The organism is Amycolatopsis rhabdoformis, assembly GCF_035918295.1.
GTDB classification, from domain to species: Bacteria; Actinomycetota; Actinomycetes; order Mycobacteriales; family Pseudonocardiaceae; genus Amycolatopsis; species Amycolatopsis rhabdoformis.
The window spans coordinates 5,233,992-5,252,500 of sequence record NZ_CP142149.1 but is presented as its reverse complement, the minus strand read 5'-3'; the positions used below and the strand labels follow the sequence as shown (position 1 = coordinate 5,252,500).

Below are 18,509 nucleotides of genomic sequence, written 5' to 3'. Positions count from 1 at the left end.
GTGCTGCGTGGCGAGGTTAACCCGTGTGGGGTAGCCGTAGCGAAAGCGAGTCTGAATAGGGCGATTGAGTCGCGTGGTCTAGACCCGAAGCGGAGTGATCTACCCATGGCCAGGGTGAAGCGACGGTAAGACGTCGTGGAGGCCCGAACCCACTTAGGTTGAAAACTGAGGGGATGAGCTGTGGGTAGGGGTGAAAGGCCAATCAAACTCCGTGATAGCTGGTTCTCCCCGAAATGCATTTAGGTGCAGCGTCACGTGTTTCACTGCGGGGGTAGAGCTACTGGATGGTCTAGGGGCCTTACCGGGTTACCGAAATCAACCAAACTCCGAATACCGTAGTGTGAGAGCGTGGCAGTGAGACGGCGGGGGATAAGCTTCGTCGTCGAGAGGGAAACAGCCCAGAACACCAGCTAAGGCCCCTAAGTGTGTGCTCAGTGGGAAAGGATGTGGGATTGCCCAGACAACCAGGAGGTTGGCTTAGAAGCAGCCACCCTTGAAAGAGTGCGTAATAGCTCACTGGTCAAGTGGTCCTGCGCCGACAATGTAGCGGGGCTTAAGCACACCGCCGAAGCTGTGTCATTGCAACATTAGGTCTAACGATCGTTGTGATGGGTAGGGGAGCGTCCTGCGCCCGGTGAAGCGGCCGCGTAAGCGAGTCGTGGAGGGTGTGGGAGTGAGAATGCAGGCATGAGTAGCGAATGCAGAGTGAGAAACTCTGCCGCCGGATGACCAAGGGTTCCTGGGCCAGGCTAATCCGCCCAGGGTAAGTCGGGACCTAAGGCGAGGCCGACAGGCGTAGTCGATGGACAACGGGTTGATATTCCCGTACCCGAGCATGTGCGCCCATGATGAGGCAGTTGATACTAACCACCCAAAGCCATGCTTGAAGCCTTCGGGTGAATGGTGTGTGTGGAGCGTGGGATCTGATTCTGTAGTAGTCAAGCGATGGGGTGACGCAGGAAGGTAGCTCCGCCAGGCGATGGTTGTCCTGGTGTAAGCGTGTAGGCCGTCATGTAGGCAAATCCGCATGGCAATAGGCTGAGACGTGATGCGTAGCCGTTTGAGGCGAAGAGGGTGATCCTATGCTGCCGAGAAAAGCCTCTAGTGAGTGCATGCACGGCCCGTACCCCAAACCAACACAGGTGGTCAGGTAGAGAATACCAAGGCGATCGGGTGAACTGTGGTTAAGGAACTCGGCAAAATGCCCCCGTAACTTCGGGAGAAGGGGGGCCAAACACCTTGAAGCCATTTACTGGCTAGGGGTGGGTGGCCGCAGAGACCAGCGGAAAGCGACTGTTTACTAAAAACACAGGTCCATGCGAAGTCGCAAGACGATGTATATGGACTGACGCCTGCCCGGTGCTGGAACGTTAAGAGGACCGGTTAATCCCTTCGGGGGTGAAGCTGAGAATTTAAGCGCCAGTAAACGGCGGTGGTAACTATAACCATCCTAAGGTAGCGAAATTCCTTGTCGGGTAAGTTCCGACCTGCACGAATGGCGTAACGACTTTCCGGCTGTCTCAACCACAGGCCCGGCGAAATTGCACTACGAGTAAAGATGCTCGTTACGCGCGGCAGGACGGAAAGACCCCGGGACCTTTACTATAGTTTGGTATTGGTTTTCGGTTCGGCTTGTGTAGGATAGGTGGGAGACTGTGAAGCGGTGACGCTAGTTATCGTGGAGTCATTGTTGAAATACCACTCTGGTCGAATTGGGAATCTGAACCTCGGGCCATGATCTGGTTCAGGGACAGTGCCTGATGGGTAGTTTAACTGGGGCGGTTGCCTCCTAAAGAGTAACGGAGGCGCCCAAAGGTTCCCTCAGCCTGGTTGGCAATCAGGTGTTGAGTGCAAGTGCACAAGGGAGCTTGACTGTGAGACAGACATGTCGAGCAGGGACGAAAGTCGGGACTAGTGATCCGGCACCACCTGGTGGAAGGGGTGTCGCTCAACGGATAAAAGGTACCCCGGGGATAACAGGCTGATCTTGCCCAAGAGTCCATATCGACGGCATGGTTTGGCACCTCGATGTCGGCTCGTCGCATCCTGGGGCCGGAGTAGGTCCCAAGGGTTGGGCTGTTCGCCCATTAAAGCGGCACGCGAGCTGGGTTTAGAACGTCGTGAGACAGTTCGGTCCCTATCCGCCGCGCGCGTAGGATACTTGAGGAAGGCTGTCCCTAGTACGAGAGGACCGGGACGGACGAACCTCTGGTGTGCCAGTTGTCCCGCCAGGGGCATGGCTGGTTGGCCACGTTCGGAAGGGATAACCGCTGAAGGCATCTAAGCGGGAAGCCTGTTCCAAGATGAGGTATCCCACCCTTTGTGGGTTAAGGCCCCCAATAGACGATTGGGTTGATAGGCCAGAAATGGAAGCACAGTAATGTGTTGTTGAGTTGACTGGTACTAATAGGCCGAGGACTTGCCTACAAAGATGTTACGCATCCACTCTACGGTTCTGAAACACCACACCGGTGACGGAAACAGGTCACGCGGTGTGTGTTGTTTCGTAGTGTTTCGGTGGTTATAGCGCCAGGGAAACGCCCGGTCCCATTCCGAACCCGGAAGCTAAGCCTGGTAGCGCCGATGGTACTGCAACCGAAGGGTTGTGGGAGAGTAGGACGCCGCCGAACTAAATGTAGGATGTAGGCCCCGGTTGAGAACCTGATGGTTCTCCCGGGGCCTACTTCTATATCGGGCCCCAGCCGGCGGAACCTCTTGTGGTTCCCGGGCTGGGGCTTTCTGCTGTCCTGTCCCGACGTCTGGTCTGGCCGACTCCACCTCCCTGAGCCGGCCCGGCCCCGACGCGCCACATCGCGGAGAGACGCGGTTCCAACCAGGACAGGTGGAAATTTCCGCCTCGCCTACGCGAGCCCCGCGCACGGGGTCCATGCGAAGGCGGCCTTCTGGTGCCACCAAACGATTTCCCGCCACGGTATTTGGCCAGGACGTTGGTAGCGGGAAGTACAGGGTGGACGTGGGGAGAGCCTCTGGTCGAGGTGTGGCTTGTCTAGGACCCACGCCAACCGGAGGCCCGCGTGTCTCACCGTGACGCCCGGCCACCTTCCTGGGCAGATTGCTGATGGTCCAGCGCCATCAGGCCGGATGGCGGCAAGTACACATCGCCGCGACGATGCGAATCTCTCGTAAATGTGTGAAGACCTGGCTGGACCGCTGCGCCGCAGAGGGTGAGTCCGGTCTTCGTGACCGCGCACCTCACCGACACCGGATCCCGCGGCTGGCCGCGCTGGACCCGATCACCGAGCAGGTGATCCGGGCCGGCAACACCGCAGCTGTCCGCTATGAGCGGGAGCAGCCGGGCGAGCTGGTCCACCTGGACGGCAAGAAGATCGGCCGCATCCCCGACGGCGGGGGCCGGTGAGCGCATGGCCGGGCCCAGCAGAGAGCCACCCGCGACCGCAGCACCGAAGCTCTTGCACCCTGGCTCGAGCGCTACAACACTCAACGCCGCCACAGCGCACTTGGAGGCCACCCACCCATCAACCGACGGCACCCGGCCCTTGCCCCCCATGGCCTGACGGGCAAGGGAGGCGCGCGGGTGCGGAGCCTGATGGCAATCGCGTTGGGGGCAACAAAACTCCGGTGGGCCGGATCTGCCGGGAGCAGCCGATAGCCTGGGCGTCCTCCCCAGGGATCGAGGGCCGAAGCATGGATGAGCCAGTCGCGGGTGAGGTCGTCACCGAGACGTTCGACTACGACAGCGGGCGGCAGGTCCGCGTGTACGTGCCGGCGGCGCCCGTGGAGGCGGTGGTGTTCGCCGGGGATGGGCAGCTGATCTCGCGGTGGGGCGCAGCGCTGGAGGCTGCCGGCGGGCCGGCGACGATGATCGTCGGGGTGGACCGGACGGGGGACGCCGATGAGATGGTGCGCATCGGGGAGTACTCGCCGTCGGTGGAGCCGCGGCGGTTCGAGGCGCACGAGAGGTTCTTCGTCGGGGATGTGCGGCGGTGGGTGCGGTCGCGGTTCGGCGTGGGGTTGCCCGCGGACCGGACGGCGGTGTGTGGGGTGTCAGCGAGTGGGGAACTCTCGTTGGCGATGGGGCTCCGGCATCCGGACATCTACGGCGCGGTCTTCTCCGCATCACCGGGTGGTGGGTACCGGCCGCCCGCGGTGTTCCCGAGGGTGCTGCCCCGCACCTACCTCGTCGCGGGGACGGAGGAGCCGTTTTTCCTCGGCAACGCGATCAGGTGGGCGGACGCGCTGCGCGAGGCGGGTGCGGAGGTCGTGCTCGAGGAGCGGGCCGGCGGGCATGGCGGGCCGTTTTGGGAGGCCGAGTTTCCGCGCATGGTCGCGTGGGCGTTCGGCGGCTGACAAGCCACCGGCGTCCGCGCGAAGAAGGAAGCCCTAGCGAGGCCGGCGCAGCAAGTACGTGTCCATGATCCACCCGTGCTTCTCCCGAGCCTCCGCGCGAACCGTGCGGATCCGGTCCGCCAGGGCGGCGTCCAACGGGCCCGACAGCAGGATCTCGTCCGGCGTCCCCACGTACGCACCCCAGTAGATGTGCAGCCCCTGACCGGCTAACTGATCGAAGGTGGTGTGCGCGTCGAGTAGCACGAAGACGTCGTCGGCGTCCGAGGGCCACCCCGTGGCCAGGCGGCGGCCCGTGGTGAGCTGCACGGCGCGGCCGATCTGGTTCATCGTCGTGCGGTGGCGGGCGACGAGGGCGGAGATGCTGCTGACGCCGGGGATCACCTCGTAGTCGAAAGCCACGTTGCCGCGGGCCAGGACGGCCTCGATGAGGGCGATGGTGCTGTCGTAGAGCGCCGGGTCGCCCCAGACGAGGAAGGCGCCGGATTCGTCGGGGCCCAGGGAGTCGCGGATGAGGCGCTCGTAGACGTCCGTGCGGAGTTCGTGCCAGTCGGCGACGGCGGCGCGGTAGTCGGTGGGCGCGCGGTCGCGCGACGGGTCCGTCGCGGTGACCACGCGGTGCGGGCGGGTGACGAAGCGCGCCAGGATGTCTTCGCGCAGCCGCATGAGGTCGGACTTCGCGGAGCCCTTGTCGAGGACGAAGAACACGTCGACGCGGTTGAGGCGGTCGATCGCCTGGACGGTGAGGTGTTCGGGGTCGCCGGCGCCGATCCCGATCGCGTAGAGCTTCCGCATCTTCGCAGTCTGCCGGGCCGGGTAACCGGTCCCACAGGCGGCCCGCATGGTGAACCCCTACCCCGGAGGGGTATAAAGGAATCAAGAGCGCCACAGCACGAAGGAGCCGGTGATGACCGAAGCCACGTACACCGTCGAGGGTATGACCTGCGCGCACTGCGTCGGCGCGGTGCGGGAAGAGGTCGGGGAGCTCGCCGGTGTCCGCGAAGTCGACGTGGACCTCACGTCGGGCGCGGTGAAGGTGGTCAGTGAGCAGCCGCTGGCCGCGGACGCGGTCGCGGCGGCCGTCACCGAGGCCGGTTACCGGCTGGTCGCGTAGATGACCACCATGACTCCCGCGCCGCAGACCGTCGAGCTCGTGATCGGCGGGATGACCTGCGCTTCGTGCGCGGCGCGCGTCGAGCGGAAGCTGAACAAAGTCGACGGCGTGATCGCGAGCGTGAACTACGCCACCGAGAAGGCCCACGTCGAGTTCCCGGCCGGGGTTTCGGTCGACGACCTCGTCGGCGTCGTCGAGGCCACCGGCTACACCGCGCAGCCGCCCGAGCCCGAGAAGCCCGAAGCGGCCGAAACACCCGACGAGACGCGCCCGCTGCGCGACCGTCTGCTGTACTCCGCGCTGCTCACGGTGCCGGTGATCCTGCTCTCGATGGTCCCCGCGCTGCAGTTCGACAACTGGCAATGGCTCGCGCTCACGCTGGCCGCGCCGGTCGTGGTCTGGGGCGCGTTCCCGTTCCACCGCGCCGCGTGGACCAACCTCCGCCACGGCGCCGCGACGATGGACACACTCATCTCGCTCGGCGTCTCCGCGGCCACGCTCTGGTCGCTCTACGCCCTGTTCTTCGGCGACGCCGGCGTGACCGGGCTCCGCGACAGCTTCACGCTCACCGTCTCCCCGGGCATGGGTACGAGCAGCCTCTACCTCGAGGTCGCCTCCGGCGTGACCACGTTCATCCTCGCCGGCCGCTACTTCGAAGCCCGCGCCAAGCGCCGCTCGGGTGCGGCGCTGCGGGCGTTGTTCGAGCTCGGCGCGAAGGACGTCACCGTGGTGCGCGACGGCAAGGAACGCCGCGTGCCCGTGAGCGAGCTGCGCGTCGGCGACACGTTCGTGGTTCGGCCCGGCGAGAAGATCGCCACCGACGGTGCGGTCACCGAAGGCAGCTCGGCCGTCGACGTCAGCATGATCACCGGCGAGTCGGTGCCCGTCGAGGTCGCGAGCGGCGACGCGGTGACCGGCGCGACCGTGAACGTCGGCGGGCGCCTGGTCGTCCGGGCCACCCGCGTCGGCAGCGACACCCGCCTCGCGCAGATGGCGCGGCTCGTCGAAGAAGCGCAGAACGGCAAGGCCGCCGTGCAGCGGCTGGCCGACCGGGTGTCCGCGATCTTCGTGCCGATCGTCCTGGTCCTCGCGCTGGTGACACTGGTCGCCTGGCTCGCGAGCGGCGGCGACGTCGCCGAGGCCTTCACCGCCGCGGTCGCCGTGCTGATCATCGCCTGCCCGTGCGCGCTGGGCCTGGCCACGCCGACGGCGCTGCTGGTCGGCACGGGCCGCGGCGCGCAGCTGGGGATCCTGATCAAGGGCCCGGAGGTGCTCGAGTCCACTCGCCGCGTGGACACCGCCGTGCTGGACAAGACCGGCACCGTGACCACCGGCCGGATGAGCCTCGTCGAGGTGCACGCCGACGGGGTCAGTGAGGACGACGTGCTGCGGTTCGCCGGGGCCGTCGAGGACGCGTCGGAGCACCCGATCGCGAAGGCGATCGTGGCCGGTGCGCGTGATCGAGTCGGCGAGCTGCCGGCGGTGCAGGAGTTCCGGGCGACCGAGGGTCTGGGCGTGACCGGGCTCGTCGAGGGTACGGCCGTGGTGGCCGGGCGCGCCGCGTTCCTCGCCGACTGGGGTATCCCTGTCGACGGACTGCTCGCCGAGGCCAAGGCGGCCGCGGAGGAGCGAGGGGCGACCGCGGTGTTCATCGGGTGGGACGGGGCCACGCGGGCCGTGCTGGTGGTCGCGGACACGATCAAGCCGACGTCGGCCCAGGCTGTCGCCGAGCTGCGCGCGCTGGGCCTCGAGCCGGTGCTGCTGACCGGTGACAACGCCGGCGCCGCCCAGGCCATCGCGGCCGCGGCCGGCATCGACGAGGTGATCGCCGAGGTGCTGCCGGAGGACAAGGTGGCCGTGGTCAAGCGGCTGCAGTCCGAAGGCCGGGTCGTGGCCATGGTCGGCGACGGCGTGAACGACGCCGCCGCTCTCGCCCAGGCCGACCTCGGCCTGTCGATGGGCACCGGCACCGACGCCGCCATCGAGGCCGGCGACCTGACCCTGGTGCGCGGCGACCTGCGCGCGGCCGTCGATGCGATCCGCCTGGCCCGGCGCACGCTGGGCACGATCAAGGGGAACCTGTTCTGGGCGTTCGCCTACAACGTCGCGGCCCTGCCGCTGGCGGCGTTCGGCCTGCTCAACCCGATGATCGCGGGTGCGGCGATGGCGTTCTCGTCGGTGTTCGTGGTGTCCAACAGCCTGCGTCTGCGAGGCTTCCGCGCCGCTCGTTGAGGCTCGTGAAAAAAGGGGCGCTCCGGTTTTCCACCGGGGCGCCCCTTTTTCAGTGCTTTGTTACGAGCGGACCAGCCGCGCGATCGCGTCGGAGGCTTCGCGCACCTTCAGGTCGGCCTCCTCGCCCCCGGACGCGGCAGCCTGCACCACGCAGGTGGCCAGGTGCTCGTCGAGCAGTTCCAGCGAGAACGACTGCAGGGCCTTCGTGGCCGCCGAGACCTGCGTGAGGATGTCGATGCAGTACTTGTCCTCCTCGACCATGCGCTGCAGGCCGCGGATCTGCCCCTCGATGCGGCGCAGACGCTTGAGGTAGGCGTCCCGCTCACTGCCGTAGCCCGTCATGGCGCACCGTCTCCTTCGTTCGCACCTGTACGTCGTCCAGTATACCCACCCGGCGTATCCGATACGGGGTATGCGTATTCACGCCCGGACGGCCACCGCGATCACGAGCCCCCCGACGTTCGTGGTGAAGTGCACCAGCACCGACGCCAGCACCCCACGGCCGAAATGTCGCCACGCGTACAGGAACACCCCCGCCGCGGCGGCCGCGACCATCGCGAGCACCTGTACCACCTGCTCCGGGACACCACCCAGCGCCGCGTGCACGGCCGCATTCCGCCCGACGGCCAGCGCCGGCAGGAAGTGCCACAACCCGAAGAACGCCGACGCCCCGAGAATCGGCCCCCACCGCCACCGATCGTCCCGCGCCCCGAGCAGCGCCGGCAGCACACTCCGGAACGCGATCTCCTCCACGATCACCGTGCCGAACGTGATCCGCCCGAGCGTGAGCCACAACAGCTGCAGCAGATCGGGATCACCGACACGGCCGTCGTCGTAGACGGTGCGCAAGGCCGGCACCGCCGCTGCGGTACCGAAGATGACCAGGAAGAACGCCATCCCGATCAGTCCGGTCACGGCTGCCCGCTTGACGGTCACCCGACTGAGCCCGAGGTCGACGGACGTGTAGCCCGCCCCGAACGCCAACCCGAGCAGGACGGCCGCCGTGACGGCTCCGCACACGGGATACGCCCATCCCGGCAGCACGCGGTTCGCGAGGGTCGTGGCGGTAGCCAGAACGAGGACGGCGACGACGACGAGGAATAACCGTGTCGAGGTTCTCGGCCCGGTGATGGTCATCGTCGCCAGTTTAGGGGTGGGCGTGATCACGGTGGGGTTTTTCTACGCGGGGTCGGTTGAAAAGCCGGGCCGTCGGGTGGTGGTCGGTGGCGGGGAGGCTTTGAAAAGCCGAGTTGAGGTTGGTGCGTCGCGACGAGGGATTGGTGGTACCGCGCCGGCCTAGACCGCTGCGCGACCGGCGTGAAATACCGAGCTGCTGCGGTGGTGCCGCTACGCGAGGAAGAACTGGAAGCCGAGCGTGTGGAGGCAGAAACCGGGCAGCGGCGGTTCGGACGCGGCGCGCGAAGGAAGCAGACGCCGAGCGGCGCCCGGCGGGCTGCTGCACATCGCGGACCGGCCGCTCATCGGTCGCGGGGAAGGGGTGGAAGCGCGAATTGCGGTGGCTGGGTGCCGGCGCGGGGAAGGCTGAAGCCGAGTGGGCGCGGGCAGGCCCGCTGCTCGTCGCGGCCGACTGGCGGGCGGCCCGCGGGAGGTGAAAAGCCGGGTGGCGGTAGTGGGGCGCGGCGTGAGGAGGAATTCGAAGCCGGGCCGTTGTGCACGCCGACCGGCCGGCTGCGGGGTACGGAGTGAGAGGCGAGTTGCCATGGTGGAGCGCGGGCGAGACGAGGAGCCGGAATCGAGCGGGTGCGGTGAGCCGTTGCAGCTCGTGGGCCGACGAAGAGTGGTTGTGGCGGAGACGTCAGAAAGCGGGCTGTGCTGGTGGGTGCCGGCGCGCGCAGGAGTTCGGACCGAGCGGCGCGCAGCGGGCCGCTGCGTGACCGGGCCGAACGGTGGTCGGGTGCGCGGGAGGCGAGAAGGCGCTGTGGTGGTGGGGTGCCCGCGCGAATGGGAGCTGGAAGCCGAGTGGCGCAAGGCGAGCCGCCGCACGTCGGCTGGCCGATTATCGGTCGCGGGGCAGGGGTGAAAAGCCGGGCCGCCGTGGTGGGTGCGGGCGGTGCGGGGATGGTTGTGGAGCTGAGATGTGGGCTGGTCAGCCGGTGGGGGTGGCTTCCGTGAGGGCCGGTTTGCGGCGTTGGACGGGGACCGGTGTGTCTCTGCCGGTGTCGTCCGGTGGGGGGTCGAGGGCGGCCGTGGCGGAGGCGAGGAGTTCGCGGGTGCCGGTGAGGGCCGTTTGGAGGCGGTGATGCACGGCCGCGAGTTCGGCGACGCGGGCTTCGGCCTGGGTGACGACGTGGGTGGCGTGCTCGGTGGCCCGCAGGACGCGGGCTTCGGCGTCGGCCTGGGCGGCGGTGGTCTGGGCGGCGAGTTCGTGTGCCGTGGTGGTGCGCTGGAGGTCCAGGTCGCGGAGGGTTTCGGTGCGGGTGGTGTCCAGTTCGCGGTGGGTTTCCGACCGGGCGGTTTCCAGCTCGCGGTGGGTTTCGGCGCGGGCGGTGTCCAGCTCGCGCAGCGTCGATGCCCGCGCGGTGTCCAGTTCGTGCAGTGTTGACGCCCGGATGGTGTCCAGCTCGTGCTGCGTTGATGCGCGGGCCGCTTCCAGGTCGCGGTGGGTTTCGGACCGCGCCGTTTCCAGGTCGTGCAGGGTGGTGGTGCGCGCGGTTTCCAGCTCGCGCTCGGTTTCCGTGCGCAGGGTGTGGAGCTCGGCCAGCGTGGTGGTGCGCCGGGTGTCGAGCTCGGTGATCGTGGTGGTGCGGCGTTGGTGGAGGGCCTCGGTGAGGTCGGCTTCCATGCGGCGGCGCTGCTGGGCGGCGGCCTCGTCGGCGGCGGCGCGTTCGGTGGCGGCCTGGCGCATGAAGGCGGCGTGGGCCGCGGCCTGGCGGCGGCGGTCCTCTTCGGTCGCGGCGACGAGCGAGCGCTCCTGCTCGGTGAGGCGCACGGCCTCGGCCTCGGCGTCGAGACGGGTCTGCTCCGCCTTTTCCTTCGCGCGGGCGATGATCTCCGAAGCTTCTTCGCGAGTCAGCTCGATCATGCGGCGCGAGCGCTCTTGCAGGGCGTCGGGCTCTATGGGGGTGCGGCTGACGCGGTCGATCGTCGCGCGCAGCTCGCGGGTGTGGCCGGACAGCTGGGCCACGTGGTGCACCGCGGCGTCGCGTTCGGCGGTGACGCGGCGGAGCTCTTCCTGGGCCCAGGCCACGAATTCCTTGACCTGGCCTCGGTGAAAGCCGCGCCAAGCCTGCTCGAAACGGGGCTCGACGGACAGCAGGTCCTCGCCGGTTTCGGGGGCCATGGCCTCACCTCCCATTTGGATGGTTTCTCCTCGGGCGCGATGTTTCCTTTGCCGCACCGAGGTTTCCGTGTGCCGTCCAGTGTGCCCGAAGACCGGGCCGCTGTGGGGGACGGGCACGCGATCAATCTTCGAGCGGATCTTCAGCGCCCGTCGCGGTGCTCCGCACGCCGGGCAGTTCCGCGAGTTCCGCGGTGAGATCCGCGAGATCACCACGGCCCTGCAACCGCAGCGTGACGACCGCGATCCGTTGCCCCTCCTCGGAAACCGTCTCCCTGTCGACCGCCACCCGGTGGACGGCGAAGCCGCGCTCGGTACAGCTCGCGAGAACGTTTCGTAAAACTCCGTGCCCGTCGGAGTAGCTCAGCCGCAGAATGGGTGGTTCACGCCGATGCCGCGCCACGAAGCGGGAAAGCGGCGGGAAACCGCGCGTGATCACGATCAGCCCCACCGTGGTCCCCACCGCGAGCACGGGCAGCCCGGCCCCGGACGCGACGCCGACGGCCGCCGCGATCCACACCGTCGCGGCGGTGGTGAGCCCACGCACGGCGTCGCGGCGCACGAAGATCAACCCGCCGCCGAGGAAGCCGATGCCCGACACGATCTGGGCCGCGATCCGCGACGGGTCCAGCGCCACGTGCTCGGTGCCCAGCAGGTCGGCGAACCCGTACTTCGACACGAGCATGAACACCGCCGACCCCACGCCCACCAGCGTGTGGGTGCGCAGGCCGGCCTGCTTGTTGCCGACCTCGCGCTCGAGGCCGATCACCGTGCTCAGCACCAGCGCGAGCAGCACGGGAAGCAGCAGCGACCACTGTTGATCGGTGGACCAGAGAGCGTTCACGCGCACACTGTGCCTCGCCGCGCAGCGGCGTGCCCGCGCGGCCCCCGGTGTCGATCACCCCTAAGCTCGGCGCATGGCCCGCTACTTCGATGTCCACCCCGAGAACCCGCAGCGGCGCTCGCTGTCGCAGGTCGTGGACCTGCTTCGCGAAGACGGGCTCATCGCCTACCCCACCGACTCCTGCTTCGCGCTCGGCTGCCGGATCGGCAACCAGGAGGGCATGGAGCGCATCCGGGCGATCCGCAAGCTCGACCACCGGCACCACTTCACGCTCGTCTGCCAGGACTTCGCGCAGCTCGGGCAGTTCGTGATCGTGGACAACACGGTGTTCCGCGCGATCAAGGCCACCACGCCCGGCCCCTACACCTTCATCCTCCCCGCGACCAAGGAAGTGCCGCGGCGGCTGATGCACGCGAAGAAGAAAACGGTCGGTGTGCGCATTCCGGACCACGTGGTCACGCAGGCGCTGCTGGCCGAGCTCGGCGAGCCGATCCTCTCGAGCACCCTCCTGCTGCCCGAGTTCGCCGAGCCGCTGACCCAGGGCTGGGAGATCAAGGAAGAACTCGATCACCAGGTGGACGCCGTGCTCGACTCCGGCGACTGCGGCGTGGAGCCGACCACGGTGGTCGACTTCTCCTCCGGCGAGGCCGAGGTCGTCCGCCACGGCGCGGGCGACGCCACCCGCTTCGAGTGAGCCCGGCCCCCCGATTCACGAGGCGACGCGGCGGCCTCGACGCGACTCGGTAGCAGGCTGACCAGGGCTTTCGGCGGCGCCCGCCCGGCTATACCTCCTCCGAGGTCGCTCCCGCCCGCACGGTCAGGCATCGACCGCCACCGGCCGGCCCAGGACGCGGGACCACGCCTCGCCGAGCGGAATCCCGGACCTGGAGTGCCACGCGACCACCGCGTCGGGACGCAGGAGGAGCGCGTCGCCCGGCGTGAGGGCGGCCGCGTCGAGCCAGGCCGGGTCGGGGACCTCGACCGTCCGCAGCCCGAGCGCGTGGGCTCGCGCGGTCCAGCGTGTCTCGCCCGGCGGAGTGAGCAGGGCGAACGCCGGACCGGCGAGGTCCACAGTGGACACCCCCGCCGAGACCCACGCGTGGGGGACGCGGGTGCCCGGCCGGCCATCGGGGGCGTAGTGGTCGGTGGGCGCCGGGCCGCGGCCGTCGGGCAGGAAGGCGCCCGAGTCGTAGGGCGCGCCGAAGAGCGCCGCGACCGGGTCGACGGGGTGCTCGCCGCTGGTGACGGACGCGATCATGGTGCCCAGGTGGCCGCTCACGCGGCTGGAGAACTCGGCGGTCGCGTAGCCGACCGGGTGCCGCTCGGTGTGGTAGGTGTCGAGCAGGGCCGGGACGGCTGACCCGGAGAGGACGGCGGCGAGCTTCCAGGCGAGGTTGTGCACGTCGCCGATCGCGGTGTTGGCGCCGGCCGCGGCCATCGGCGGCATGGCGTGCGCGGCGTCGCCGGCCAGGAAGACGCGGCCGGCGCGGTACTGATCGGCCACGTACATGCCCGACTCCCACGGCATGAGGCTGAGCACGTCCACGTCGAGGTCCGGCACCCCCACCACCGTGCGCAGCAGCTCGCGCCAGCCTTCGTCGGCGAGGGTGGCCGACGCCGGGAAATCAGACGTCGAGAACAGCCAGCGGTCGGTGCCGTTGACGGAGACGAACGCACCCGAAGCCACCGCGTTCTCGATCTGGCACAGGTTGAATTTTTTGTCCCGCACCAGCTCCGTGAGGTCGGCGCGAAACGCGATGTCGAGATTGTCGGCCAGGTGGCCGTACCCGCTGCGCGTGATGCCGAGCGCTTCCCGGATCGGGCTGCGCGCGCCGTCGGCGGCGATCAGGTAGTCGGCGGCGAGCTCGTACGGCTCACCCACGGCCGGCCGCAGAGCTGCGGTGACGCCGGAATCCGCCGCCGTGAACGACACCAGCTCCGTGGCGAACCGCACCGAAACACCCCGCTCCTCGGCCGCGCGGCGCAGCACCGGTTCGAGCACGTCCTGTGGGCACAGCACGCTCGGCGCGGGGCTGTAGCCGTCCATCCGCTCGTGCAACGCGATCCCCGCCCGCATCGTCGGCGTGATCTCCGGCCATCGGGCCTCCGCGAGTGTCGGACCGGTCAGCATCCCCTGGAACGACGCCAGCGGCGCGCTCGCCTCGGCCACCGGGTCGCTCAGGCCGAGCAGCCGGAACACCTCGTTGCTGCGGTGGTTGAACCGCCGCGCCTTCGGTTGGGGTGACGTGCTCGCGTGTTTCTCCACGAGCACCGTCTGCACGCCGTGCGCCTGCAGCAGCAGCGCTGCGGTCAATCCGGCGACCCCGCCACCGCACACCAGTACCTGCGTTCGTTCCGTCATCACAGCAAACCCCCAGCTCAGCAAGCACGAGAGACGTACGCGGAGTCCTCTACCAAGGCGTGTACGCCGTACATTCTGTGTACTTTGTACACGCTGAGTACGATGTACGCAAGCGACTGGAGGCCGAGTGAGCGCTCAGGGAACACCGACCCCGCCGATCTGGCTGCTTCCCGAGCCGCCCGAACGGCGGTGGGGCCTCGGCCGCGCCGAGATCGTGAAGGCCGCGATCGCGATCGCCGACGCGGGCGGTGCCGAAGCGCTCACCATGCGGGCCGTCGCGAAGGAGCTCGGGTCGTCCACGCCCATGTCGCTCTACCGGTACGTGCACAACAAGGACGGCCTCGTCGACCTCATGCTCGACGCCGCCAACGGCGAGATCAGCACCCCCGAGAAGCCGGGAGGAGACTGGCGCGCGCAGCTCACGAGCATCTCCCGCGACTCGTGGGAGATGATGAAGCGCCACCGGTGGTTCGCCGAGCTCGTGCACCAGCGCCCGCCCGCCGGCCCGCAGTCCAGCCGCCGGCAGGAGTTCGTGCTGGCCACGTTCGTCGGCCTCGGCCAGGAGCTGTCCACTGCGGTCGGCTACCACCGGCTCCTCGACGGGTACGTCGTCGGCCAGGCCCTGCAGCGGGCCGAAGAGATGAAAATGTGGCGCCACAACCGGTTCGGTGATCTCGAGGACGTGCAGGAGATCGCCGGCAGCTGGTTCGTCGACGTCGGCGACGGCCTGTCCACCCCGTACCCGCTGCTGGAGCAAGTGCTGAAGGACTTCCTGGCGGCCCTGCCCGACCCGAACGCGACGCCCGCGGAGGACGTGCAGTTCACGCTCGGGCTCGAGTGCCTGCTCGACGGCATCGCCGCGCGCCTCTGACCCGCCGGCCGAGCCGCTCGAGAAGCTTCCCGACGCGGTCACTTCCGCTAGGTTGGGCCCGGTCAGGACGACGCTGGGTGGAGGACGACGTGAAGTTCCTGCTGACGATGCACATGAACCCCGAGGTCTGGGACGCGCTCTCGGAGGAGACGCGCGAAGGCGTGATGGCCGGGCACGGCGACTTCATCGCGAAGATCCGCGCGTCCGGCGAACTGGTCAACACCCAGGCCCTCACCCTGCCCTCGGAAAGCGCTGTGGTGCGCGTGCGCGGCGGCGTGCCGGCGATCACCGACGGGCCGTACATCGAGTCGAAGGAGTTCCTCGCGGGCTTCTACCTCGTGGAGTGCGAGAGCAAGGCGCGGGCGCTGGAGGTCGCCGCGATGATTCCCGACGCCTCGATCGACGGGCTCGCCATCGAGGTGCGGCCGGTCGCGTTCTTCGCCGACGCCGAGAGCGAGATCGAGCAGGGCTGATGGACGTCGACCTGCTCCGGCCGCTCGTGCCGCAGGTGCTGGGTGTGCTGGTGCGCCGGTACGGCCAGTTCGAGACGTGCGAGGACGCCGTGCAGGAGGCGCTGCTCGCGGCCGTGGAGCAGTGGGCCGACGGTGCCGTGCCGGACAACCCGCGCGCATGGTTGCTCACCGTCGCGACGCGGCGGCTCACCGACCTGTGGCGCAGCGAGAGCGCGCGGCGCCGGCGCGAAGAGAACGTGGCGGTGCAGGAGCTCGCGCAGGTGGTGCCGGGTCCCGGCGAAGCTCGCGGCGACGAGCACGACGACACGTTGACGCTGCTGTTCCTCTGCTGCCACCCGGCCGTGACGCCCAGCTCGCAGGTCGCGTTGACGCTGCGCGCGGTCGGTGGTCTGACCACGGCCGAGATCGCCACCGCGTTCCTCGTACCCGAAGCCACGATGACACGGCGGATCACGCGCGCGAAGGAGAGCATCGCCGCGGCGGGCTCGACCTTCGCCGAACCAGCGGCCGCAGACTGGCCCGCGCGGCTGCAGGTCGTGCTCCACGTGCTGTACCTGATTTTCAACGAGGGCTACACGGCTTCGTCGGGCGAAGCGCTGCACCGCGTGGAGCTGACCGCGGAGGCGATCCGGTTGACCCGCGCCGTGCACACGCTCCTGCCGGACGACGGCGAGGTCGCGGGCCTGCTCGCGCTGATGCTGCTCACCGACGCCCGCCGGCCCGCGCGGACGCGTAACGGCGCGCTGTTGCCGCTGGCCGAGCAGGATCGTCGCTTGTGGACGGTGCCGCTGATCGTCGAGGGGGTGGAGCTCGTGAGCCGCACGCTCGGGCGCGGGCCGGTGGGGCCCTACCAGGTGCAGGCCGCGATCGCCGCGCTGCACGACCGCGCCGCGAGCACCGAGACCACGGACTGGCCGCAGATCCTCGAGCTCTACGACGTGCTGGCCGAGCTCGCGCCGAGCCCCGTGGTCACGCTCAACCGCGCGATCGCCGTCGCGATGGTCGACGGCCCGGCCGCCGCGCTCGCCCTGCTGGACACCGTGGCCGACGACAGCCGGCTGCGGCAGGGCCACCGGCTCGACGCGGTGCGCGGCCACCTGCTCGAGCTCGCCGGGGACACCGGGGCGGCTCACGCGCACTACCTGCGGGCGGCGAAGCGGACGTCGAGCTTGCCGGAGCGCCGGTACCTGCAGTCGCGGGCCAGGCAGTTCCTCCCGGTGCGCTGACATGGCCGACTTCGCGGCGACCACCGCTGCGCACCGCGCCGAGCTGGTGGTGCACTGCTACCGCCTGCTCGGCTCGGTGCACGAGGCCGAGGACCTCGTGCAGGACACGATGCTGCGCGCCTGGCGGGCGTGGGATCGCTACGACAGCACGCGGGCGTCGGTGCGGACCTGGCTGTACCGCATCGCCACCAACGCGTGCCTCACCGCGCTCGAAGGTCGGGCGCGCCGGCCGTTGCCGACGGGGCTCGGCGGGCCGAGCGAGGATCCGGACACGCCGCTCGTGCCCGCGTTCGACGTGCCGTGGCTGCAGCCGCTGCCCGACGACCCGGCCGCGGTCACCGCCGCGCGCTCGGGGGTGCGGCTCGCGTTCGTGGCGGCGATGCAGGTGCTGCCGGCCCGGCAGCGCGCGGTGCTCGTGCTGCGGGACGTGCTCGACTTCAGCGCCGCCGAGGTCGCCGACCTGCTGGAGACCACCACGGCGTCGGTCAACAGCGCGCTGCAACGCGCGCGAGCCGGCGTCGCCGGGGTGTCGGCCGACGAGCTGACCGAATCCGGCGAGGCCGTGATCGACGACTACGTGCGCGCGTTCGAGGCCGCGGACGTCGACGCGCTGGTGGCGTTGCTGACCGATGAGGTCGTGCTGGAGATGCCGCCCGTTCCGCTCTGGTTCCGGGGCCGCGCCGACTACGCGCGCTTCATGGCGCGCGTGTTCGAGATGCGCGGCACGCGCTGGCAGCTGCGGCGCACGCACGCCAACGGCCAGCCCGCGTTCGCCGCCTACTGCTGGGACGGCGCGGACTTCCGCCTGCACACGCTGCAGATCTTCTCGCTCGTCGAAGGACGGGTCGCGCACACCGTGGTGTTCCAGGACCCGGCCGTGTTCGAGGTGTTCGGCCTGGCGCCGTTGCTCCTGCGCTGAGGCTCAGCCGCCGAGCAGGGGCCGGACCTCGACGCCGCCGTCGAGCACCGGGACGAACCCGCCGATCTCCACGGCGTGGTCGAGGTCGCGCGCGTCGACGATGAAGAACCCCGCCATGCCCTCCGGGCTCACCGCGAAGGGGCCGGGGGTCACCGACACACCGCGAAGCGAGCGGGTCGCCTCCGACGGTTGGGTGGCGTACCCGGCGATCAGCGTGCCGCCGGACGCGGTGATGCGGCCCTCGACGCGAGCGTGCTCTTCCAGCAGCTCAGGCGGCAGATCCGCGACGCCGCCGGGGGTCTCGCGCTCGTAGATCAGGATCGCGTAGTGCGGCATCCGCCTCTCCTTCGCTCGGCCGAATGGCCCAAAGCTACCGGGGGAGAGGAGGAACACCCGGATTTCGCGGTGAGCGGCGCGCACGGCGTACGAGTCGTAGGCGGGCCAGAACGAGGCCACCGCGTCCCACATCTCCTGCCGCTCGGTGCCTTCGAGCAGCCGGCCGCGCACGGCGGTGGTGCGTCCGCCGATGCTGACCGTCGCCTCGGGCTGGGCGAGCAGGTTCGCCGACCACGCGGGGTGGTTCTCGCCGCCCCAGTTGGACGCGATCACGACGTAGCCGCCGTTGCGTTCGGCGTAGAGCAGCGGCACCTGGCGCGGCTGCCCGCTGGTGCGCCCGATCGTGGTGAGCAGCAGGGAGGGCAGGCCCAGCGGCGTGCCGACGCCGAAGCGGCCGCCGGTCACCCGCAGCACCACGCGGTCGGCCGGGGCGAGAGCCCGCCCGAGCGCGGCGAACGCGGTGGTCTTGCCGAACCCGGCGATCAGCTTTCGCAGTCCCATTTCGCGC

The 18,509-nt window shown here is 69.1% G+C and carries 15 protein-coding genes, 2 rRNA genes and 2 pseudogenes (1 of these 19 only partly in view); 12 read left to right on the top strand and 7 right to left on the bottom strand.

Features of this window, described 5'->3' with window-relative positions; all coding sequences use genetic code 11:
* The 5 genes and pseudogenes from VSH64_RS23970 to VSH64_RS23955 all read left to right on the top strand — a co-directional run.
* A 23S ribosomal RNA gene (locus tag VSH64_RS23970) occupies positions 1-2,427 on the top strand; it begins 666 nt to the left of the window's first position.
* An 86-nt stretch (positions 2,428-2,513) separates the two neighbouring features.
* Positions 2,514-2,630: ribosomal RNA gene (rrf, locus tag VSH64_RS23965) — 5S ribosomal RNA — on the top strand.
* 405 nt (positions 2,631-3,035) lie between these two features.
* Positions 3,036-3,376: pseudogene (locus VSH64_RS23960) on the top strand (helix-turn-helix domain-containing protein); the annotation flags it as partial.
* A 72-nt stretch (positions 3,377-3,448) separates the two neighbouring features.
* Positions 3,449-3,631: pseudogene (locus VSH64_RS48535) on the top strand (hypothetical protein); the annotation flags it as partial.
* A gap of 35 nt (positions 3,632-3,666) precedes the next feature.
* Complete coding sequence (locus tag VSH64_RS23955) at positions 3,667-4,329, top strand: alpha/beta hydrolase (RefSeq protein WP_326564911.1); 663 nt, start codon at positions 3,667-3,669, stop codon at positions 4,327-4,329.
* Positions 4,330-4,362: 33 nt separating this feature from the next.
* On the opposite strand, the gene cobF is transcribed toward VSH64_RS23955, so the two are convergent.
* A complete protein-coding gene (gene cobF, locus VSH64_RS23950; protein WP_326564910.1) occupies positions 4,363-5,121 on the bottom strand; it encodes a precorrin-6A synthase (deacetylating) in 759 nt (252 codons plus the stop codon).
* A 112-nt stretch (positions 5,122-5,233) separates the two neighbouring features.
* On the opposite strand from cobF, the gene VSH64_RS23945 reads away from it, so the two are divergent.
* On the top strand, positions 5,234-5,440 hold the full coding sequence (locus VSH64_RS23945) for a heavy-metal-associated domain-containing protein (RefSeq protein WP_326564909.1): 207 nt from the start codon (positions 5,234-5,236) through the stop codon (positions 5,438-5,440).
* Positions 5,441-7,672 (top strand): heavy metal translocating P-type ATPase, encoded by a 2,232-nt coding sequence (locus VSH64_RS23940; protein ID WP_326564908.1) that lies wholly within the window; start codon positions 5,441-5,443, stop codon positions 7,670-7,672.
* Between the two features lie 60 nt (positions 7,673-7,732).
* Here the strand turns inward: VSH64_RS23940 and VSH64_RS23935 are convergent, their stop codons facing one another.
* From VSH64_RS23935 to VSH64_RS23920, 4 genes are all read right to left on the bottom strand, one after another.
* Positions 7,733-8,014 (bottom strand): metal-sensitive transcriptional regulator, encoded by a 282-nt coding sequence (locus VSH64_RS23935; protein ID WP_326564907.1) that lies wholly within the window; start codon positions 8,012-8,014, stop codon positions 7,733-7,735.
* A 78-nt stretch (positions 8,015-8,092) separates the two neighbouring features.
* On the bottom strand, positions 8,093-8,809 hold the full coding sequence (locus tag VSH64_RS23930) for a CPBP family glutamic-type intramembrane protease (RefSeq protein WP_326564906.1): 717 nt from the start codon (positions 8,807-8,809) through the stop codon (positions 8,093-8,095).
* A gap of 970 nt (positions 8,810-9,779) precedes the next feature.
* A complete protein-coding gene (locus tag VSH64_RS23925) occupies positions 9,780-10,973 on the bottom strand; it encodes a coiled-coil domain-containing protein (RefSeq protein WP_326564905.1) in 1,194 nt (397 codons plus the stop codon).
* Positions 10,974-11,094: 121 nt separating this feature from the next.
* Positions 11,095-11,820 (bottom strand): MgtC/SapB family protein, encoded by a 726-nt coding sequence (locus tag VSH64_RS23920; protein WP_456062078.1) that lies wholly within the window; start codon positions 11,818-11,820, stop codon positions 11,095-11,097.
* Positions 11,821-11,887: 67 nt separating this feature from the next.
* On the opposite strand from VSH64_RS23920, the gene VSH64_RS23915 reads away from it, so the two are divergent.
* Positions 11,888-12,508: an L-threonylcarbamoyladenylate synthase gene (locus VSH64_RS23915; protein WP_326564903.1), complete on the top strand. Its 621-nt coding sequence runs from the start codon at positions 11,888-11,890 to the stop codon at positions 12,506-12,508.
* 123 nt (positions 12,509-12,631) lie between these two features.
* On the opposite strand, the gene VSH64_RS23910 is transcribed toward VSH64_RS23915, so the two are convergent.
* Positions 12,632-14,176 (bottom strand): FAD-dependent monooxygenase, encoded by a 1,545-nt coding sequence (locus VSH64_RS23910; protein ID WP_326564902.1) that lies wholly within the window; start codon positions 14,174-14,176, stop codon positions 12,632-12,634.
* Between the two features lie 127 nt (positions 14,177-14,303).
* Here VSH64_RS23910 and VSH64_RS23905 point away from each other — a divergent pair, with 127 nt between their 5' ends.
* From VSH64_RS23905 to VSH64_RS23890, 4 genes are all read left to right on the top strand, one after another.
* The gene (locus VSH64_RS23905) at positions 14,304-15,047 is read left to right on the top strand and encodes a TetR/AcrR family transcriptional regulator C-terminal domain-containing protein (RefSeq protein WP_326564901.1); all 744 of its coding nucleotides are present in this window, start codon (positions 14,304-14,306) and stop codon (positions 15,045-15,047) included.
* Between the two features lie 89 nt (positions 15,048-15,136).
* A complete protein-coding gene (locus tag VSH64_RS23900) occupies positions 15,137-15,520 on the top strand; it encodes a YciI family protein (RefSeq protein WP_326564900.1) in 384 nt (127 codons plus the stop codon).
* A complete protein-coding gene (locus VSH64_RS23895; RefSeq protein ID WP_326564899.1) occupies positions 15,520-16,746 on the top strand; it encodes an RNA polymerase sigma factor in 1,227 nt (408 codons plus the stop codon). The genes VSH64_RS23900 and VSH64_RS23895 overlap by 1 nt, the downstream gene beginning before the upstream one ends.
* 1 nt (position 16,747) lies before the next feature.
* Positions 16,748-17,665 (top strand): sigma-70 family RNA polymerase sigma factor, encoded by a 918-nt coding sequence (locus tag VSH64_RS23890; protein WP_326564898.1) that lies wholly within the window; start codon positions 16,748-16,750, stop codon positions 17,663-17,665.
* A 3-nt stretch (positions 17,666-17,668) separates the two neighbouring features.
* Here the strand turns inward: VSH64_RS23890 and VSH64_RS23885 are convergent, their stop codons facing one another.
* Positions 17,669-18,502, bottom strand: a complete 834-nt coding sequence (locus tag VSH64_RS23885) for a nitroreductase family deazaflavin-dependent oxidoreductase (RefSeq protein ID WP_326564897.1) — start codon at positions 18,500-18,502, stop codon at positions 17,669-17,671.
* Positions 18,503-18,509: the final 7 nt, after the last annotated feature.